Source organism: Streptomyces sp. NBC_00287 (genome assembly GCF_036173105.1).
Taxonomy (GTDB): domain Bacteria; phylum Actinomycetota; class Actinomycetes; order Streptomycetales; family Streptomycetaceae; genus Streptomyces.
The window spans coordinates 4,462,315-4,479,074 of record NZ_CP108053.1; the positions used below are offsets into that span (position 1 = coordinate 4,462,315).

Here is a 16,760-nt window from a genome sequence, read left to right on the forward strand (position 1 = left end):
TGCAATAGTGCGCCATGTCATGCCGCAGCCGCACTCCGCTAGCGTCGGGCCCGTGATCGTATGGCTCAACGGCACCCATGGCGCGGGCAAGACGACGACCAGTCCCCTCGTGCAGCAGCTGATCCCGGATTCGCGGGTGTTCGACGCCGAGAAGGTCGGCGAGACGCTGATGGACATCACACCGGGGCTGCCCGCGACGGACAACTTTCAGCACTGGCCGCCGTGGCGGCCGCTCGTCGTGGAGACTGCCCGGCGGGTGCTCGACTACACCGGCGGGACTCTGGTGGTGCCCATGACGGTGCTGGTCGAGCAGTACTGGCGCGAGATCAGTACGGGGCTCGCCCAACACGCCATTCCGGTACGGCACTTCGTTCTCCACGCCGACCAGGACACCCTCCGCGGGCGCATCGCGGGCGACAGTGTCCTGGGCCCCGACTCGCCGTTCCGTCTCCGATACCTCGAGCCCTACGCCGAGGCGGCCCGCACCTGGCTGCACGCCGAGGCCGAGGTCGTCGACACCACCCACCTCACGCCCGCCCAGGCCGCCCGGCGGATCGCGGAGGCCGTCAAGGGCTGAGGCGGGTGCGCTAGCTAGCGCAGCGTCAGGCGGGTCTCCGACTCGATGTGGGTCAGCTTCTCGGGGTTGCGGACGTAGTAGAGGCCGGTGATGCGGTCGTCGTCCAGGCGGATCGCCATGATGCCGTCGGTCTCGCCGTTCACGCGGAGGGCGAGGGCCGGGTGGCCGTTCACCACGGTGGGCTCGTAGGCGATCGTGACCTTGGCCTTTCCGATGCCGCCGATGATGTAGCGGCCCACCCGGTCGGCGCCGAGGATCGGGCGTACCGCGCCCTGCTTGAGCCCACCGGCGTCGGCCATGAAGACGACGTCGGGGGCGAGGACGTCGAGCAGGCCCTGGAGGTCGCCGGTCTCCAGGGTGCGCCGGAAGGAGTCCAGCGCCGCCCGGGTCCGGCTCGCGGAGACGGCCTCGCGGGGGCGGCGGGCCTCGACGTGCTGCCGGGCCCGGTGGGCGATCTGGCGTACGGCCGCCGGGGTCTTGTCGACGGCGGCCGCGATCTCGTCGTAGCCGACGTCGAAGACCTCGCGCAGGACGAACACGGCGCGTTCCGTCGGCGTGAGGGTCTCCAGGACGAGCATGAGCGCCATCGAGACGCTCTCGGCGAGCTCGACGTCCTCGGCCACGTCCGGCGAGGTGAGCAGCGGCTCCGGCAGCCACGGGCCCACGTACGCCTCCTTGCGGCGCTTCATGCTGCGCAGGCGGTTGAGCGACTGCCGGGTGGTCATCCGGACCAGGTAGGCCCGGGGGTCACGCACCTGGTCCAGGTCGAGTTCGACCCACCGCAGCCAGGTCTCCTGGAGGACGTCCTCGGCGTCGGCCGCGGAGCCGAGCATCTCGTAGGCGACGGTGAACAGGAGGTTGCGGTGGGCGACGAAGATCTCGGTCGCCGAGTCGGTGGCGTGATCACTCATGGTCGGTCTCTCCCCAGTGCGGGCGCTGGTTAGGCCACGTGTTCGACGGTGGCCTCGTCGCGCTTGGCCTCCAGCAGTTGGCCCCGCTTGGGGCCGCCCGAGACCTTGTGCAGGCGGTACGAGCCCGGCTTGTTCGCCTCGCCGGACAGGTGCCCGACGATGCCCTTGCACACGAACTCCTTGAGCTTCGCGCCGGGGCGGCCGCCGATGTGGAACCACACCGCCTCGTCGTACCGGTGGGCGAACTGGAAGATGCCGGCCCCTCGGCCGAGGCTGATGCACTGGCCCGCGAAGGCCGTGTTGAGGGTCGAGGGCTGCTCCCCCGCGATCCGGCTGAGCACGGTGTCCGCGGCCCGCGCCCCGAGCGGCATCGCGGCCTGGCAGCTCATCCGCAGCGGCAGGTCCGACGGGGCCGCGGAGTCGCCGGCCGCGACGATGCGTACGTCGTCCACGCTGGTCAGCGTCTCGTCGGTGAGCAGGCGGCCCACGGCGTCGGTGCTCAGCCCGCTGCGCGCGGCCAGATCCGGTACCCCGAACCCGGCGGTCCAGATGGTCACGGCACTCGGCACCGCACGGCCGTCGTCCAGCCGTACGGCCTCCCGCGTCACGGCGGTCGCCCTGCTGCCGGGCCCGTCCAGGACGGTCACCCCGAGCTCGGCCATCCGCCGGTCGACGGAACGCCGCCCACGTGCGTGCAGATACGGCCCGAGCTCCCCACCGCACACGAGCGTGACGGCACGCCCCTCCTCCGCCAGCTCGGCGGCGACCTCGATCCCGAGCGGCCCGGCGCCGACGACGGTGACCGGGGCGGAGGTGGGGGTGTCGTACAGAACGGCCCGGAGCCGCTCCGCCTCCTCGAAGGTGGCGACGGGGTGGGCGAACTCGTCGGCACCGGGGACGCCGGACCGGGCGCTGCCGCTACCGACGGCATAGACGAGATAGTCGTACGAGAGGGTGCCCCCGGAAGCCAGGACCACCCCCCGCCCGGCGGCATCGATACGGCTCACCGAGTCGACGACCAGCCGCACCCCCTCGGCCAGCACCTCCCGGTACTCGACGACGGCGTCATCGGACCCACCCACCAGCTGATGCAGCCGAACCCGCTCGACGAAGCTCGCCCGCGGATTGACGACGGTCACCCGCACGTCCTCGCACTGCGTGATCCGATTGGCCGCCATCACCCCGGCGTACCCGCCCCCCACGACGACGACCTCGATGTTCTCAGTCACGGTGCCTCCTCCGATTCCAGGGATTCGGCCTTAAGACACCGGGCGGGGGGTGGCTGTGACAGGACGTGATCCAGATCACTTCAGGACAATGGGGGCATGGATACGGAAGACCAGAACCTGTTGGCCCGGGGGCGCGTCGCGACTCGGCTGCCCGCCCAGGATCTTGCGCGGGCTCGGCGGTTCTATGCCGAGAAGTTGGGGCTTGAGGCTGTTGATGAGCGGCCCGGGGGGTTGCTCTATCGGTGCGGCGGGACCGAGTTCGCCTTGTTTGCGTCCAGTGGGGTTTCGCCGGGGACTTTTACGCAGATGGGGTGGCAGGTCGATGACCTCGATGCCGTTGTCGGGGAGCTTCGGCGGCGGGGGGTGGTGTTCGAGGATGTGGATGTTCCCGGGCTGCGCACCCGGGACGGGATCGCCGATATCGACGGGAACTATCCGAGCAAGGGTGCCTGTGGTGAGCGTGCCGCCTGGTTTCGGGACAGTGAGGGGAATCTGATCGGGATCGGGGAGCCTGTCGTCTGAGCCGGGCCCGGCTCTCAGGACGGCCCGGCTCTCAGGACTCCGTCTCCGACCTGCGCGCCCTGTTCGCCTCCCGCAGCACCGCCCATGCGTCCGCCACCGGGCCCACATGGGTCAGCTTCTCCGGGTTGATCACCGAGCGGATCGTCTGGACGCGGCCGTCCGCGATGTCGATCGCCATGATGTTGATGACCTTGCCGTCCCGGTCGCGGAAGATCACGCCCGGCTGGCCGTTCACCTCGTGCCGTTCGGCCTGGATGCCGATCAGGCCGAACGGCTGCGCCAGCCCGACCAGCAGCCGGGACACGTTCTCGGCGCCCACGATGGCCCTGGCCCACTGCGGAGCCTTGCCGCCGCCGTCGCCGACCATCTGGACGTCCCCGGCGAGCAGCTCCCGCAGTCCGTCCACGTCCCCCTCCCGGAACGCCTCGAAGAACCGCTCGGCCAGCTCGTCCCGCTCCTTGCGGTCCGCCTCGAACCTCGGCCGCCCCTCGTCCATGTGCCGCCGCGCCCGTACCGCCAGCTGGCGGCAGGCCGACTCCGAGCGGTCCACCGCCGACGCGATCTCCGGGAAACCGAACCCGAACACCTCGCGCAGCACGAACACCGCCCGCTCCAACGGCGTCAGCCGCTCCAGCAGGACCAGCGCCGCCATCGACAAGGAGTCCGCCAGCTCCGCCGACCGCTCCGGGTCCTCGTAGGGGTCGTTCAGCAGTGGCTCGGGGAACCACGGGCCGACGTACGCCTCCCTGCGCACCCGTGCCGAACGCAGGACGTCGATGGAGATCCGGGTGACCACGGCCGACAGATACGCCTTCGTGGACACCGGCCGTGTCTCCACCGCCTCCCAGCGCAGCCAGGCCTCCTGCACCGCGTCCTCCGCCTCACTGACGCTGCCGAGAATCCGGTAGGCGATGGCGAACAGCAGCGTCCGCAGCTCCTCGAACTCCTCTGTACGGGTCACGCCGAGAACTCCTCACATCGCCTCACGCCAACTCCGCCAGAAGTATGCGGCGCCATGCCATCCCCTCCCGAGGCAACCGGCCTCACGCCAGCTCCTCCCTGAACCCCTCCCGCCAGGACGGATACCGCAGCTTCCACCCCAGCTCCCGTTTCGCCTTGGCGTTGGAGAACGCGCGGCCCTCCGTCATCATCACCACGGCGACGTCCCCGGCCAGCAGTCGCGCCAGCCATACCGGTACCCGCATCGGCGGCTTCGCGCCCGCGCACGCGGCCAGGTGGGGCAGCCACTGGGCCGCCGGGGCGGGTTCGTCGTCGACGATGCCGTACACGCCCGTCGCCCGCTGCTCAACGGCCAGCACCGTCGCGCTCGCCGCGTCGTCGAGGTGGATCCAGGAGCAGTACCCGGTGCCCCGCCCGACCAGCGGGAACTGCCGTTTCCGGATGAGCGCCACCTGGTCGTCGGTCGCGCCGGCGCCGTAGAACGCGCCGTACCGCAAAGCCGCGCCGCCCGCCTTCACGACCGCCTCCTCCAGATGTCGGACCGCCGCCATGACCGGCTCGGCCGGGGTGCCCGTGAGCGGGTCGACCGGGTCGTCCTCGGTCTTGATCCAGCCGCCCTCGCGAATGCCGTTCCAGGCGCCGTAGCTCTGCGCGACGACATACGGGACTCCGGTCGCCTCGGCGGCGGCCAGCAGATGGTCCGTTCCCTCGGTGCGCAGCCGGTTGGTGGTGGCGAACCAGCGGTCCATGTGCTTGATGTCGGTCTTCCCGGAGATCGCGGTCATCTGGTGCACGATCACGTCCGGCCGAGCCGTACCCACGGCCTCACCGACCGACATCGCGTCGAGCCCGTCCATCACCACGCCCCGCGCGCCCAGCCCCTCCAGCACACCCAGCTTGGCCGCGTCGGTCGTCGTGGCCGTCACCTCATGCCCCCGCGCCACCAGCTGCGGTACCAGCCGCCGCCCCAGCATCCCGGCCCCGCCTGCCACGAACACCCGCATGACCCTCACCTTCCCGTTCCCGCGAGGCGAACCGCCTCTCATCCCTGGGACGAGACAGCCCCACCCGGCTGTGACATGCCCCGGGGCATACCCACTTTTTTGTGGGTACTTGGCACGACTCCCCGTACCCGCGAGGCTGAACCCAGGTGATCAGGAAGCCGCCAGCCGCTCCAGCCGGCGGTGACCCCAGTCGGAGAGGGGGCCGAGGAGTTCGGAGAGTTCACGGCCGAAGCCGGTCAGGGAGTAGACCGTTTTCGGCGGGAGTACGTCATGCGCCTCCCGGTGCACCAGACCGTCCTCCACCATCTCGCGCAACGCCTGCGTCAGCACCTTCTCGCTGAGCCCCGGCAGTCTGCGCCGCAGCTCGCCGGGTCGCATCGGGCCCGATTCGAGCAGCCACAGCACGCTCGTCTTCCACTTGCCGTCGATCACCGCGATGGCGGCGGTCACTCCGCAGACGTTCGGATCCTGAGCACGGCTGCGCGTCATCATCGCCCCTTTTGTTACACATACTCACGTTTGGGAGAAGCATGTCCACGTACGACGACCAGTCTGCCGTCACCGTCCTCGGCCTCGGCCCGATGGGCCGCGCACTGGCCGGAGCCTTTCTGGACGCCGGTGTACGAACCACGGTCTGGAACCGCACGCCGGGACGGGACGGCGATCTGGTCGCCCGCGGGGCCGTATCCGCCGCCACGGCCGCCGAAGCCGTCGCCGCGAGCCCGCTGACCGTCGTCTGCGTCGTGAACTACGACGCCTCCGACGCGATCCTGCGCCAGGACGATGTCACCGACGCCCTCAAGTCCCGGACGGTCGTCAACCTCACGGCCGATACACCCGACCGCGCCCGGGACACGTCCGTATGGGCCGCCGCGCACGGCATCGCCTATCTGGACGGCGCGATCATGACCCCGACGCCGAGCATCGGGACACCGGACGCGGTCTTCATCCTCAGCGGCCCGAAGGACCTCTACGACCGCCACCACCCCGTTCTCGCCTCCCTCGGCGGCACCCACACCCACCTCGGCGAGGACATCGGCCGGGCCGCCGCCTACGACATCGCCCTGCTCGACATCTTCTGGACGGCGATGGCCGGCTACGCGCACGCCCTCGCGGTGGCCCGCGCCGAGAACGTCACCGCCCGTGAGCTGGCCCCCTTCGCGCAGGGCATCGCCACGATCCTGCCGCCGCTGTTCACGGAGTTCGCCGGGGACGTCGACGACGCCACCTACTCCGGCGACCTGAACCCGATCACCTCGGCCGCCTCCTCCATGTCCCACATCGTCCACGCGGCCGAGTCCCACGGCATCGACGCCGGCCTGATGCGGATCGTCGAGGGCCTCACCCGCCGAGTCATCGCCGAGGGCCACGGCACAGACGGCTTCGTCCGAGTCACCGACCTCCTGAGCCGACACGCTCGCTGATCCATCGCTCCAGCACGACAAAGTCCGCGTCGGTCAGCCCCGCCCGGTGATCGACGCGGTGGAGCAGCGCGGGCGCGGGGTAATGCTCGGCGGCCCAGGCCCGGTCGGCCTCCCCGATCTCGTCGTCGACCCAGACGAAGGGCCGCCCGTCCGCCCATTCCATCAGCGGCCGGGTCTTCCAGTGCAGGACGGGCGGATGGCCTTCGTCGTCCGGCCAGCCCACCAGTGGCAACGGGGGCAGTCCGAGCCAGGGCGCGATACAGGTGTTCGCGTCCTCCATCCAGGTCGTGGCCCACACGAGCACACAGCCGAGGCCCGCGAGACGCGGCCCGAGCTCCGGGTCGACGCGGGTGAGGAGGGGGTGCGCGAGGGGAGTCCCCGGGAGCGGCGGGTCGTACTCCGGATACGGCCCCGGGCCCCCGAAGGGGATCAACGTCCCGTCGACATCAAGGAAGAGAAGCATCACCACCCAGCATCCCTCAGAACGGCAACCCCCTCGCATGCACCACCTCAAGCCGTGACACCGCCCGCGTCAGTGCCACATACAGCCGGTGCAGGCCCCGTTGCTCCGACTCCGCGATCGTCCTCGGCTCGACGACGACCACATGGTCGTACTCGAGGCCCTTGACCGCGCTCGCCGCGATCACCGTCACGCGCGGGGTCGACAGCCCGGCGTCCGTGAGGGACTCGCGGAGCGCGGTTACGTCGGAATCGGCGGCGATGACTCCGATGGCGCCTTCCCACGCGAGCGCCTCTCGTACGGCTGTCACCACCGCCTCGGGAATCTCGGCCGCCCGTGCCTCGCGCAGGGTCAACTCTCCGTCCCTGCGCAGGGAACGGGCCGCCGGGACGTCCACGTCGAGGTGGGTCAGGAGGCGGTTCGCCAGGTCCGCGACCGCTGCCGGCATACGGAAACCCGTGGTCAGGGGGACCAGGGTCGCGTCCGGCTTGCCCAGGTGGCCGAGAAGGGCGTCCCACGACCGCGCCGCCCAGGGTGTCGTCCCCTGCGCCAGATCACCCAGCACCGTGAGCGAGCCGAAGGGGGCGCGGCGCGCGATGGCACGGCACTCCATGGCGGACAGGTCCTGTGCCTCGTCGACGACGATATGGCCGTAGCTCTCCGGATGCTCGATGAGTCCGGCCAGTTCGTCGAGGAGGACCAGGTCTGCCGGTGACCAGCGGGCCGACTTCCATGACCGCGGCGGCTTCGCCCACAGCAGCGCCTTCTGCTCGTCTGTGTCGAGGAGACCGTCCGCGGCTGACGCCAACACCTCCGGTTCCGTGAGGAGTTCGGCGAGCACCTCCTCCGGCCGCACCCGCGGCCACACCGTGTCGACGTACGGCCCGGCACCCCGCGTCCCCGACATCCGTCGCGCCCAGGCGTTCGGCCGCGGCCCCGCCCGCCGCTCGGCCTGCCGTCGCAAGGCGCCCACGATCCGCGTCCGCACCCGCTCCCGGCCGACGTCGTACGGCAGCTCCTCGGACCGCACCTCCCGTACGATCCGCGCCAGTTCGCCCTCCCCTACCCGCCAGCGGTACGAGCCGTCCGGCACGACCAGCGCACCGGCCCCTTCCTCGGCCACCCGTGCGTACAGCGCCCGGCGCAGCACCTCGGCCATCCGGGCGTCGTGCTTGACCGCGGCCGCCCGCTCCTCGTCGGCGCCCCCGACCGGCCGGCGGGCGATCTCCTCCAGGAGCGTCGACTGACGTACGCCCGTTTCGCCGAGGGCCGGGAGCACCTCGGAGATATAGGCGAGGAAGGTGCGGTTGGGGCCGAGGATCAGCAGGCCGGAGCGCTGGATGCGCTGGGGGTGGGTGTAGAGGAGGTAGGCCGCCCGGTGCAGGCCCACCGCCGTCTTGCCGGTGCCGGGGGCGCCCTGGACGCAGACCGAGACCCCGAGGTCCGCCCGGACCAGGTCGTCCTGCTCGGGCTGGATCGTCGCGGCGATGTCCCGCATCGGCCCGACGCGCGGCCGCTCGATCTCCCGCGTGACGATCTCGCTGACCTGCGACTCACCCCGTACAAGGTGTTCGTCCTCAAGACCGGTGAGGTCGGCCGACGCACCCTGGCTGCCCGGCGCCCACCCGAACCGCCGCCGTACGGCCACGCCCTGCGGATCACGCGCACTCGCCTGGTAGAAGGCCCGGGAGACAGGGGCCCGCCAGTCCACGACCAGCGGAGGCGCGGCCGGATGCTCGGTGATCCGCAAGCGGCCCACGTGATAGCTCTGCCCGGCATGCACTCCGCCGCTGAAGTCCAACCGCCCGAAGAACAACGGCCCTTCAGGCAGCTCCCGCATCGCCTTCGCCTGACTGCGCAGCCGATATCCGAGTACTTCGGCGTCGGCCCCGGATGCGGAGACGTCCTCGCCCACGACGACCTGTTCGTCGGCGCCGGCGACCATCGCGTCGAGGGCGGCACGGCAGCGGTTGTGGTGGGCGCGTTCGGTGCGGAGGAGGTCATGGAGGGCAGGGTCGGGGGCGCTCATTCCATCGAGCGTACGCGAAAAACGTAACCGAGTTAAATTTTTTACCGCGACTCAAACAGAGGGGGCAGCCCCGCCTCCAACCGCCCGAACGCCCGCTCAGCCGCCGCCACCGCATCCCCCCGTACGTCCTCCACCCGCTCCCCACCCGAGATTCGCCGCCAGTTCTCCATCGCGAGGATCCGCTGCACGGCGATGATCTGCCCGGCCGCGAGTCGCGCGTCCAGATCCCCGCCCAGCGCCTCGGCGAGCGCGGCCTCGGACCGTTCCTGATGGCTGTACGCCCGGGCGACCAGCGACGGAGTCCCGTACAGCAGCGAGTGGAAGGCGAGCACCTGCGGATGGTCATTGAGCCCGGTGACGGGATCGCACCGCTCAAGCCCGTCGAGAAAGTGCCGTCGCAGTGCCTCGACCGGCGCCCCCTCCGCCTCCGCGACCACCCGCGCCGCCTCGTCCTCGTGATCGGAGATCCGGTACAGGACGAGGTCCTCCTTGGTCGGGAAGTACCGGAAGAGCGTCGGCTTCGAGATCTCCGCCGCGGCGGCGACCTCCGCGACCGACACCGCGTCGAAGCCCTTCTCCAGGAAGAGCCGGATCGCCACCTCCGTCACGGCCTCGTACATCCGCCGCTTCTTGCGCTCCCGCAGGCCGATCTCGCTCATGGGTCGAGCCTACGCAGACGGGGGCGGGGTCAGGCGAGCGCGCGGCCCGGCTGCGGATGCACGGCGGGGCGGGGCGGCAGGCCCAGTGAGCCCACGGCGGCGGCCAGGGTCATGGCGTACGAGTCCACCGCGCGCCGGACGTTGGGGGCGTCCAGGCTCGCCCCGGTCACCAGGCGGTCGAGGTCGACGTACGCCGAGCGCACGATCTCGATCCACCGGTAGACCCGCCAGTCCCGCTGCCAGTCGACCGTGAACGCCGGGTCGAGCCGCTCCGCCCAGCGCTGGAACATCCGGTCGCGGATCTCCGGCCGGGTCGGGGTGAGGTGCATATGGCGGACCAGGTCGTAGAGCGGATCGCCGACGACCGCCATCTCCCAGTCGATGAGGGTCAGCGCGAGGGCGTCGGTGCGGCGCACCAGGTTCCACGGGTTGAGGTCGCCGTGCAGCAGGGCGGGCCGGCGTTCGCTGACCTGGTGGCGGGCGAGGATCTGGCGCAGGCGCGGGGCGTCGGGCAGGCCGAGCAGCCGGGCGCGCTGCTGGGACCGCTTCGGCAACTCGGCCACCAGCAGGACCAGCTGCTCGCTGAGCCAGGAGTAGAAGCGGCCCTCCCCCGCGGCCGGGTCGACCTCCCGGTACTTCACCCGGGTCAACGCGGCGAGCTGATCGACGAGCCGGTCCGCCTCGTGCGGGAGCAACCCATGCACGGGGTGGCTGGGGGGCCGTCCGACGTCGCGCGGGCCCTCGTAGGTGTGGATGGCGAAAGGTTCCCCCTGATAACTCGTGCCCAGGGCGAGGAACTTCGGCGCCGCGATCCCGGCCCCCGACCGCTCGATGGCCCGCAGCACGGCGTGCTCGCTCAGAAAGCCGCGCTCACGCCGGCAGGCGTTCGCCACCTTGCGCCGTACGACCACCGGAAAGTCCACACCCGGCACCCGGACCACCGAGTTCAGATGCCCGGTGCCCTTGAACACCCGCCCGGCGGGCGCCGCGCCCTCCGCGTACAGGGCCTCGTGCACGGCGGAGCTGGGGAACCGCGGATGTTCCGGAACCCGGCGCTCCGGGTCCCAGCTCCTGATCCGCGCGTGCAGCCGGAGCCCGCCGGTCCTGGCCTCCCGCCAGCGGAAGAGGATCCGCCCGATCTCCGGCTCGCCCGGGATGGTCCCGAGCCCCAGCGGCCGGGCCGCCGTCTGCAGCGCCCGGCGCACCCGCGCCGTAGCCGCGTGCAGGCTCTGCTCGTCGGTCAGGTCCCGCAGGGAGGCCGCGGCCCGCATGACGTCCGGGTAGACGGACTGCGCCCGCTCGAAGTCGAGGTAGTGGTCGAGGTCCTTGCCGAGGCCCTTCACGGCGGCCGGTCGCACCCGCCGCATCGCCTCGGCCCACGCCTCGACGACCTCCTCCCACTGGTGGGCGGGGTAGCGCATGCGCACCAGATGCGTGGCGAGATCGTGCAGCGGATCGCCGTAGCCGGCCAGCTCCCAGTCGGCGCAGAAGAGCGGTGGCTCGGCGGCGAACGGCAGGATCAGGTTCTCGCGGTGCAGATCGGTGTGGAGCAGGGCGTACGGCCGTCTGGCCATCGCCGGGACCCGGTCGGCGAGCCGGAGCATGGCGTCCTCGGGAATACCGAGGGCGGCGAACAGACCGCCGAACTCATGCCAGTTGGGCTGCCGGATCTGCCGGTCCGCGAGATGGGCCAGTGTCCGCAGGAAGCCCTGGCTGTCCTTGTCGTTGCGCGGCCAGAGGGCGGGCAGACGGGGCAGGGCCTCCCGGCGCACCTGGGCCATCCGGGCGAATACGTCGGCCAGCGCCTTCACGAGCAGGGTGTCGAGGGGTTTGCCGTCGGCGCACACACTCGACAGCGTGGTGCCCTCCACATAGCTGTGGATGGCGAAGTCGGGTCCCTTGGCGAGGCATTGCGGCACATGCGGCAGCTGGCGTCCCACGGCCGCGAGGATCTCGGTCTCGTCCTGCCAGGTCCGGATCACCACGGGCAGCGCTCCGGGGCGCCGCATCCGCACGGTCACCTGGGTGCCGGGCTCGCGGCCGAGCCTGCGGGCCATGTCCTCGGTGAGCGGAAGGACGTAATTCCGGTTGTGATGGCCGCTGCTGGAGCGGCCCCGCCGGGCGGCCTGCGCCACGAAGGCCTGGACGGCGGCGGATGCTGCGCGTTCCCCGGGGAAGGGACCGGGAAGAGGTCGTGCGTCCACGGGCCGCTCCGGAATTTCACGCAGAACACGGAAGGTAGGGCAAACGGTAAGTGCGGGTTGTACCAGGCACGACCGGAGGGGGCCTTGAGTAGCCACATCGGGTGGTTTGCGGCTGTTCGCGCACACCGGTCGGCCGGGCCGTGAAGACTGGCCTGTTCGCCGGTCCTACACGGCTCCAATACGAGCAGAACAGAGCGTTCGCTCAGCGGTGCGGCGAATCGTAGCGCACCCCGGGTGAGCCCCGGCCCTTCACGGCCTCCAACACCGGCTCCAGCGAGTGGACTATCGCCTCCGCTCCCACGCCGGCCTCGCGCAGCAGGAGCGTCTTGCGGGCGTTACGCGCGTAGCCCAGGAACGGAACCCCGGCGGCTCGTGCGGCGAGGTAGTCCGTGGGGGCGTCGCCGATCATCAGCGCCGACCTGGGGGCCGCGCCCATCGCGTTCAGGGCGCGGTTGAGACAGTGCGGGTCGGGCTTGAGGTGGTTCAGCTGCTGGGTGCGGCCGTAGATATGCGGGTTGAAGCACGAGGTGAGGCCGCGGCTCGCGAGGTAAGTGCGCACTACGCGCGGGGAGTTGTTGGTGGTGATGGCCAGCCGGGAGCCGACCGCGGTCCAGGTGCGGATCAGCGGGTCGGCGTGCGCGGTCGGCATCGCGGAGGAGGTGGCCTTCAGCTCCTCGTTGGTCAAACGTTCCTCCAACTCGGCGACCAGGTCGCTGCCCGGATGCCGGCGGTCCACTGCGCGCAGGACCACCTGCGGGTCGAGGGTCTCGCGTTCGTTCTCCGTCAGCAGACTGTGCAGACCGCGGCCCTCCAGCCACTCCACCAGCTGTGTCGCCACCCGCTCCGCCTTGTGCCCGGCGAACAGACGGCAGATCGGCCCGTCGAAGTCCCAGAGCACCACTCGGGCGTTGCGGATCAGGTCCCTCAGTTCGGCGGGGTCGCGCTCGGTCCGGTCCGTCACGGCTTCAGTCTGCGTCTCAGAGGTCACTAGGAGAGTGTCAGGTCCGTGGTGATGGTTTCCCAGAGGGCGTCGAACCACTTCTGGGATTCCGTCACGAAGGCCCCGTCGCGCTCCTCGGCCTGCTTGGCGAACGAGAACAGCAGGGACTGGGTGCCCAGCACGTCGTACATCTCCAGGGTCTTGCTCTCCCACTCCTCCGCGCGCTCGGTGATCACGTAGTACCCGATCAGCGCCTCTTCGCCGTTGAGCAGATACAGCTTCACCGGGGGCGTGAAGGGGAGCGCGCGGAAGGTGACGTGCACATCGATGCCGTGGGTGGCGCGGAACGCCTGGAGGTTGTGGCGCAGGACCTGGGCCTGGGCGTTGCGCATGGCGAGCCAGCGGGTGTGTACGGAGTGGTCGTCGGCGTCGCCCTCGACCAGGACGGGGAAGGCGAGCGTGATGTCGCGGGACGGCAGCAGGATGCGTACGTCGATCGACTCGGGCCGGACCGCGCCCTCGTGGATCCGGCGCAGCGGCTCGCCGAGGGCCAGCATCAGGGTCTCGGCGGTGTGGCAGACGACGTCCACGCGGACCTTGCGGGCCCCGAACGCCTCGACCAGGCGAGGGGCGAGCGCGACCATCGTCGGCTTCGGCTCGCCGCGGGTGGGGGCGGGGGCGGCGATGCGTGGCGGGCTGCCCTTGCTGACGTTGCTGAGCAGGCCGTCCTCCTGGAGAGAGCGCAGGGCCTGGCGGACGGCGCCGCGCTCCACCCCGAACTCCTCGGCCAGTTCGGCCTGGGTGGGCAGGCGGTCGCCCGCCTTGAGCTCTCCGGCGCGGATCCGCTCCCGCAGGATGTCGGCGATCTCCTGGGGGGAAAGCCTGCTGCTGCCGTTCACTGCCACGTTCTCCTGGTCCACGACCAAACGCTACAACTCCACCCCATCTACGGGGAGTTGTTCGGTACCTGTTTATAAGTAGTAACCAAGTGGGGACAACATAAGCATAGTTGGTACCAACTTGGCCGAGTTGGCGGAAGCTTTACCTCAGGTTGGGACACCAGAAGGGGGAAACATCGTGCCTGTCATCGCCCTCCTCGCCGCAATCTTCATCGTCGGCATCGAACAGATTATCGAAGTCAAGTACGGCACCACCGGCATCGTCGGACTGCTGCTGCTCACCATAGGCATCAAGGCCAAGAGCCCGGCCGTCAGCTCCGCCGGGGCCGTGGTGCTCGCCCTGCTGGTCTCGGGGCCCGCCCTATGACCGACCCGCTCCCGGATCAACCGCCGTGGGGGACGATCAGCTTGTGAGCTCCAGCTCCGAACTGATCGTCTCCCACAGTGAGTTGAACCACAGATTGGACTGCTCCACGAACGTGGTGTCGCGCAGCTCGGCGCCCTGCTCGAAGGCGAACAGCATGGACTGGGTGCCCTCGGCGTCGTACATCTGAAAGAACTCGTGGTCGACCTCCTCCTCGCGGCGCGTCACCGTGTAGTAGGCGAAGAGCGCCTCCGCGCCGTTGAGCAGGTACAGCTTCACCGGCGGGGTGAAGGGCAGCGCGCGAAAGGTGACCTGCACATCGATGCCGTGCGTCGCCCGCAGGGCCAGCAGATTGTGCTGGAGCACCTGCCCCTGGGCATTGCGCTGGGCGAGCCAGTGGCGGCGCAGCCGGCCCGCGGCCGCGGTGTCCACGGGGGCGTCCACGGGGGCCGGGAAGGCGAGGTCGATATGGCGGCTCGGCAGCAGGACGCGGACGTCGACCTTGGCCGGTTTCAGTCGCCCGGCATGGATCTGGCGCAGGGGTTCACCGATGGCGAGCGTCAGGGAGATGGCGGTCAGACAGAGGGCGTCGATCTCGACGTGCGGGGCGGCGAAAGCGGCCCCTATCCGGTGCGCGAGGGCCACCATGGTCGGCTGCGGCGGGGCTCCGGGGCCGGTCAGCGCCCTGCCGAGGTCGGGGGCGACGGTGGCCGGGCTGCCCTTGGACACATTGGTGAGCAGCTGCTCCGACTGCAGGATCCGCAGCGCCTGCCGTACGGCTCCCCGCTCCACACCGAACTCGTCGGCCAGCCGGGCCTGGGTGGGCATCCGCTGGCCGGGCCTGAGCTCGCCGGATCGGATACGGCGGCGCAGCTCGTCGGCCACCTCGCGATGTGACGTCGGTGACCGCTGTGGCCTCTTCCGTCCATTGACGGAGGCGTGTTCCGGGTCCACAGCCAAACGGTACAACTTCCCGCCATCTTTGGGCAGTTCACCGGAAGGTGGTTATGAGACGCTTCCTCGCGGTCATAAGTACAGTGAAGTTGGTCGCCAACTTGAGCAACATGGTCAAACTTTCAGGGGGTTGGCGATCTGAGGATCAGGATCGGCTGGCCGGGCTCCCTTCCGGAGGGGAGCCGGGAGCCCGGCTCAGTCAGCACCACCGCACAACAACCACAACCACAACTGAAGAGCACGCTACGGATGAGTACGGAGGACAAGGCCTGTCATCGGCGAAAGGAGCTCAGAACAGGTCCGGGCACCAAGGCCGCCTGGACGTACGCAGCAGGGCGTCGGCCATACGGGCGGCGCCCGCTCGTTCTTCCACGACCCGGCCGAGCGCGGTCAGCCGTACGGCGGACTCGTCGCCGAGCCAGAGGGTGGCCAGGTCGGAGAGGGTGAGGGTGAGGTCGGCGGCGTCCTTGGTAGGCGCGCAGATTCCGGAGCCGTCCGCCGCTGCCTCAACGCGGTACCGCCCTTCACCGGCGATCTCCAGCACCAACGATCCCGCGCTCTCGTACGTCCTCGCCTCCATGGCCCGTACGACGTCGAGGATCCGTACCCACATCCAGTCGGCCTGGGTGGTGAGACGGGCGGCGCGAGGGTCGGGCAGGAAGTGCGGCAGCAGATCGTCGGGGGCCCGCCAGCCGGTCTTCACCGTGGTGATCCAGTCGATCGAGCACAGGTACTGCCACAGCGCGCGCTCCGCGGCCGGGGTGACGCCGATCAGCCACTTCACCTTCGCCGTGTTGAGGGGCTGATTGCCGTCGCCCCAGTGATCGTCGGCCGTGTACGCCACCATGCCCTCGACCTCGCCGGACTTGGAGCGGTACACGGCGTAGTGGGGCTCGGTGAAGCTGTTGAAGAACAGGACCTGGCCGGTGGTGAGCTGCCACCAGAGGTCGTCGCGGCTGACGGCGCCGGGCTGGGTGCGGCGCAGGCGCTCATGGAGTTCGGGACCGAGCTTGCGGACGTCCGGGGCGTCGATGAGGTCGATACGGCCGCCGTCCTCGGGGCCCGACCAGCGGGGGTCGAGGCCGGTGCGGGGTACGTCGATCGTCCACTCGGCCATGGTGGTGGCGGGGCCGAAGCCGTAGCGGCCGTAGATCGGGTACTCGGCGGCGATGAGGGTGGCTACGACGTCGCCGCGCTGCTTGGCGGCCTCCAGATCCCGCTCCATCATCCGGCTGAGGAGGCCTCGGCGGCGGTGCGTGGGAGAGACGGTGACGTTGGTGACGGCGTCTGTGGGGACTGCGGTGCCGCCTACGGTGGTGAGCTGCTGGTCGAAGGAGCGGAACGTGGCGACGCAGCGGTCTCCGTCGAAGGCGCCGAGGAGTCTGCCGGGGACGAACCAAGGGGCCCTTGCGGCGAGTTGTTCCTCGGTGAGGGTGGGTTCGCGCAGGAAGCCGGTGTTCACTGCGCGATGCCAGTCGGTGAGCTCGGCTTCGGTGATCGGTCGGACGTCGATGTCAGCGGGGCGGGTCATGGACTCACGGTAGGTCGGGGCCGGTGGGGGTGTCGCGACGATTTTTCTCGCCCCGCCGCCCCTACCCGTCCCTCCCCCAGAGGGAGCGCCGCC

At 70.4% G+C, this 16,760-nt stretch carries 17 protein-coding genes; 4 read left to right on the plus strand and 13 right to left on the minus strand.

The genetic code is table 11. The features are described from left to right. Positions 1-52: 52 nt before the first annotated feature. Positions 53-577, plus strand: coding sequence for an ATP-binding protein (locus tag OHT76_RS20205; protein WP_328872257.1), 525 nt, complete (start codon positions 53-55; stop codon positions 575-577). 14 nt (positions 578-591) lie between these two features. Here the strand turns inward: OHT76_RS20205 and OHT76_RS20210 are convergent, their stop codons facing one another. After that, the gene (locus OHT76_RS20210) at positions 592-1,488 is read right to left on the minus strand and encodes an RNA polymerase sigma-70 factor (RefSeq protein WP_328872258.1); all 897 of its coding nucleotides are present in this window, start codon (positions 1,486-1,488) and stop codon (positions 592-594) included. A gap of 29 nt (positions 1,489-1,517) precedes the next feature. Beyond that, on the minus strand, positions 1,518-2,717 hold the full coding sequence (locus OHT76_RS20215) for an NAD(P)/FAD-dependent oxidoreductase (protein WP_328872259.1): 1,200 nt from the start codon (positions 2,715-2,717) through the stop codon (positions 1,518-1,520). A gap of 96 nt (positions 2,718-2,813) precedes the next feature. On the opposite strand from OHT76_RS20215, the gene OHT76_RS20220 reads away from it, so the two are divergent. Continuing rightward, a complete protein-coding gene (locus OHT76_RS20220) occupies positions 2,814-3,239 on the plus strand; it encodes a VOC family protein (RefSeq protein WP_328872260.1) in 426 nt (141 codons plus the stop codon). 31 nt (positions 3,240-3,270) lie between these two features. Here OHT76_RS20220 and OHT76_RS20225 read toward each other — a convergent pair whose 3' ends face one another. The 3 genes from OHT76_RS20225 to OHT76_RS20235 form a co-directional block, all read right to left on the minus strand. Further along, a complete protein-coding gene (locus tag OHT76_RS20225) occupies positions 3,271-4,200 on the minus strand; it encodes an RNA polymerase sigma-70 factor (RefSeq protein ID WP_328872261.1) in 930 nt (309 codons plus the stop codon). A gap of 82 nt (positions 4,201-4,282) precedes the next feature. Then, positions 4,283-5,203, minus strand: a complete 921-nt coding sequence (locus tag OHT76_RS20230) for an NAD-dependent epimerase/dehydratase family protein (RefSeq protein ID WP_328872262.1) — start codon at positions 5,201-5,203, stop codon at positions 4,283-4,285. Between the two features lie 150 nt (positions 5,204-5,353). After that, positions 5,354-5,692, minus strand: a complete 339-nt coding sequence (locus OHT76_RS20235) for a winged helix-turn-helix transcriptional regulator (RefSeq protein WP_328872263.1) — start codon at positions 5,690-5,692, stop codon at positions 5,354-5,356. Positions 5,693-5,733: 41 nt separating this feature from the next. On the opposite strand from OHT76_RS20235, the gene OHT76_RS20240 reads away from it, so the two are divergent. After that, positions 5,734-6,627, plus strand: coding sequence for an NAD(P)-dependent oxidoreductase (locus OHT76_RS20240; protein ID WP_328872264.1), 894 nt, complete (start codon positions 5,734-5,736; stop codon positions 6,625-6,627). Here the strand turns inward: OHT76_RS20240 and OHT76_RS20245 are convergent. The 6 genes from OHT76_RS20245 to OHT76_RS20270 form a co-directional block, all read right to left on the minus strand. Continuing rightward, the gene (locus tag OHT76_RS20245; RefSeq protein WP_328876579.1) at positions 6,596-7,090 is read right to left on the minus strand and encodes an HAD domain-containing protein; all 495 of its coding nucleotides are present in this window, start codon (positions 7,088-7,090) and stop codon (positions 6,596-6,598) included. The two genes, OHT76_RS20240 and OHT76_RS20245, sit on opposite strands and share 32 nt — an antisense overlap. A gap of 16 nt (positions 7,091-7,106) precedes the next feature. Further along, the gene (locus OHT76_RS20250; RefSeq protein ID WP_328872265.1) at positions 7,107-9,116 is read right to left on the minus strand and encodes a HelD family protein; all 2,010 of its coding nucleotides are present in this window, start codon (positions 9,114-9,116) and stop codon (positions 7,107-7,109) included. A gap of 41 nt (positions 9,117-9,157) precedes the next feature. Then, on the minus strand, positions 9,158-9,775 hold the full coding sequence (locus OHT76_RS20255; RefSeq protein ID WP_328872266.1) for a TetR/AcrR family transcriptional regulator: 618 nt from the start codon (positions 9,773-9,775) through the stop codon (positions 9,158-9,160). 29 nt (positions 9,776-9,804) lie between these two features. After that, positions 9,805-11,979: a phosphotransferase family protein gene (locus OHT76_RS20260; RefSeq protein WP_328872267.1), complete on the minus strand. Its 2,175-nt coding sequence runs from the start codon at positions 11,977-11,979 to the stop codon at positions 9,805-9,807. Positions 11,980-12,181: 202 nt separating this feature from the next. Then, positions 12,182-12,967, minus strand: coding sequence for an HAD family hydrolase (locus tag OHT76_RS20265; protein ID WP_443049815.1), 786 nt, complete (start codon positions 12,965-12,967; stop codon positions 12,182-12,184). Further along, complete coding sequence (locus tag OHT76_RS20270) at positions 12,967-13,845, minus strand: GntR family transcriptional regulator (RefSeq protein WP_328872269.1); 879 nt, start codon at positions 13,843-13,845, stop codon at positions 12,967-12,969. Before OHT76_RS20270 ends, OHT76_RS20265 begins: the two co-directional genes overlap by 1 nt. A 151-nt stretch (positions 13,846-13,996) precedes the next feature. On the opposite strand from OHT76_RS20270, the gene OHT76_RS20275 reads away from it, so the two are divergent. Beyond that, complete coding sequence (locus OHT76_RS20275; RefSeq protein ID WP_328872270.1) at positions 13,997-14,185, plus strand: hypothetical protein; 189 nt, start codon at positions 13,997-13,999, stop codon at positions 14,183-14,185. 36 nt (positions 14,186-14,221) lie between these two features. Here the strand turns inward: OHT76_RS20275 and OHT76_RS20280 are convergent, their stop codons facing one another. Further along, on the minus strand, positions 14,222-15,142 hold the full coding sequence (locus OHT76_RS20280) for a winged helix-turn-helix domain-containing protein (RefSeq protein WP_328872271.1): 921 nt from the start codon (positions 15,140-15,142) through the stop codon (positions 14,222-14,224). A gap of 283 nt (positions 15,143-15,425) precedes the next feature. Then, positions 15,426-16,667 (minus strand): GNAT family N-acetyltransferase, encoded by a 1,242-nt coding sequence (locus tag OHT76_RS20285; RefSeq protein WP_328872272.1) that lies wholly within the window; start codon positions 16,665-16,667, stop codon positions 15,426-15,428. Between the last annotated feature and the right edge of the window lie 93 nt (positions 16,668-16,760).

Coding starts and splice junctions, on each gene's coding strand:
- OHT76_RS20210 (WP_328872258.1), bottom strand. CDS start 1,488: ATGAGTGATCACGCCACCGACTCGGCGACCGAGATCTTCGTCGCCCAC.
- OHT76_RS20220 (WP_328872260.1), top strand. CDS start 2,814: ATGGATACGGAAGACCAGAACCTGTTGGCCCGGGGGCGCGTCGCGACT.
- OHT76_RS20230 (WP_328872262.1), bottom strand. CDS start 5,203: ATGCGGGTGTTCGTGGCAGGCGGGGCCGGGATGCTGGGGCGGCGGCTG.
- OHT76_RS20235 (WP_328872263.1), bottom strand. CDS start 5,692: ATGACGCGCAGCCGTGCTCAGGATCCGAACGTCTGCGGAGTGACCGCC.
- OHT76_RS20240 (WP_328872264.1), top strand. CDS start 5,734: ATGTCCACGTACGACGACCAGTCTGCCGTCACCGTCCTCGGCCTCGGC.
- OHT76_RS20245 (WP_328876579.1), bottom strand. CDS start 7,090: ATGCTTCTCTTCCTTGATGTCGACGGGACGTTGATCCCCTTCGGGGGC.
- OHT76_RS20250 (WP_328872265.1), bottom strand. CDS start 9,116: ATGAGCGCCCCCGACCCTGCCCTCCATGACCTCCTCCGCACCGAACGC.
- OHT76_RS20255 (WP_328872266.1), bottom strand. CDS start 9,775: ATGAGCGAGATCGGCCTGCGGGAGCGCAAGAAGCGGCGGATGTACGAG.
- OHT76_RS20285 (WP_328872272.1), bottom strand. CDS start 16,667: ATGACCCGCCCCGCTGACATCGACGTCCGACCGATCACCGAAGCCGAG.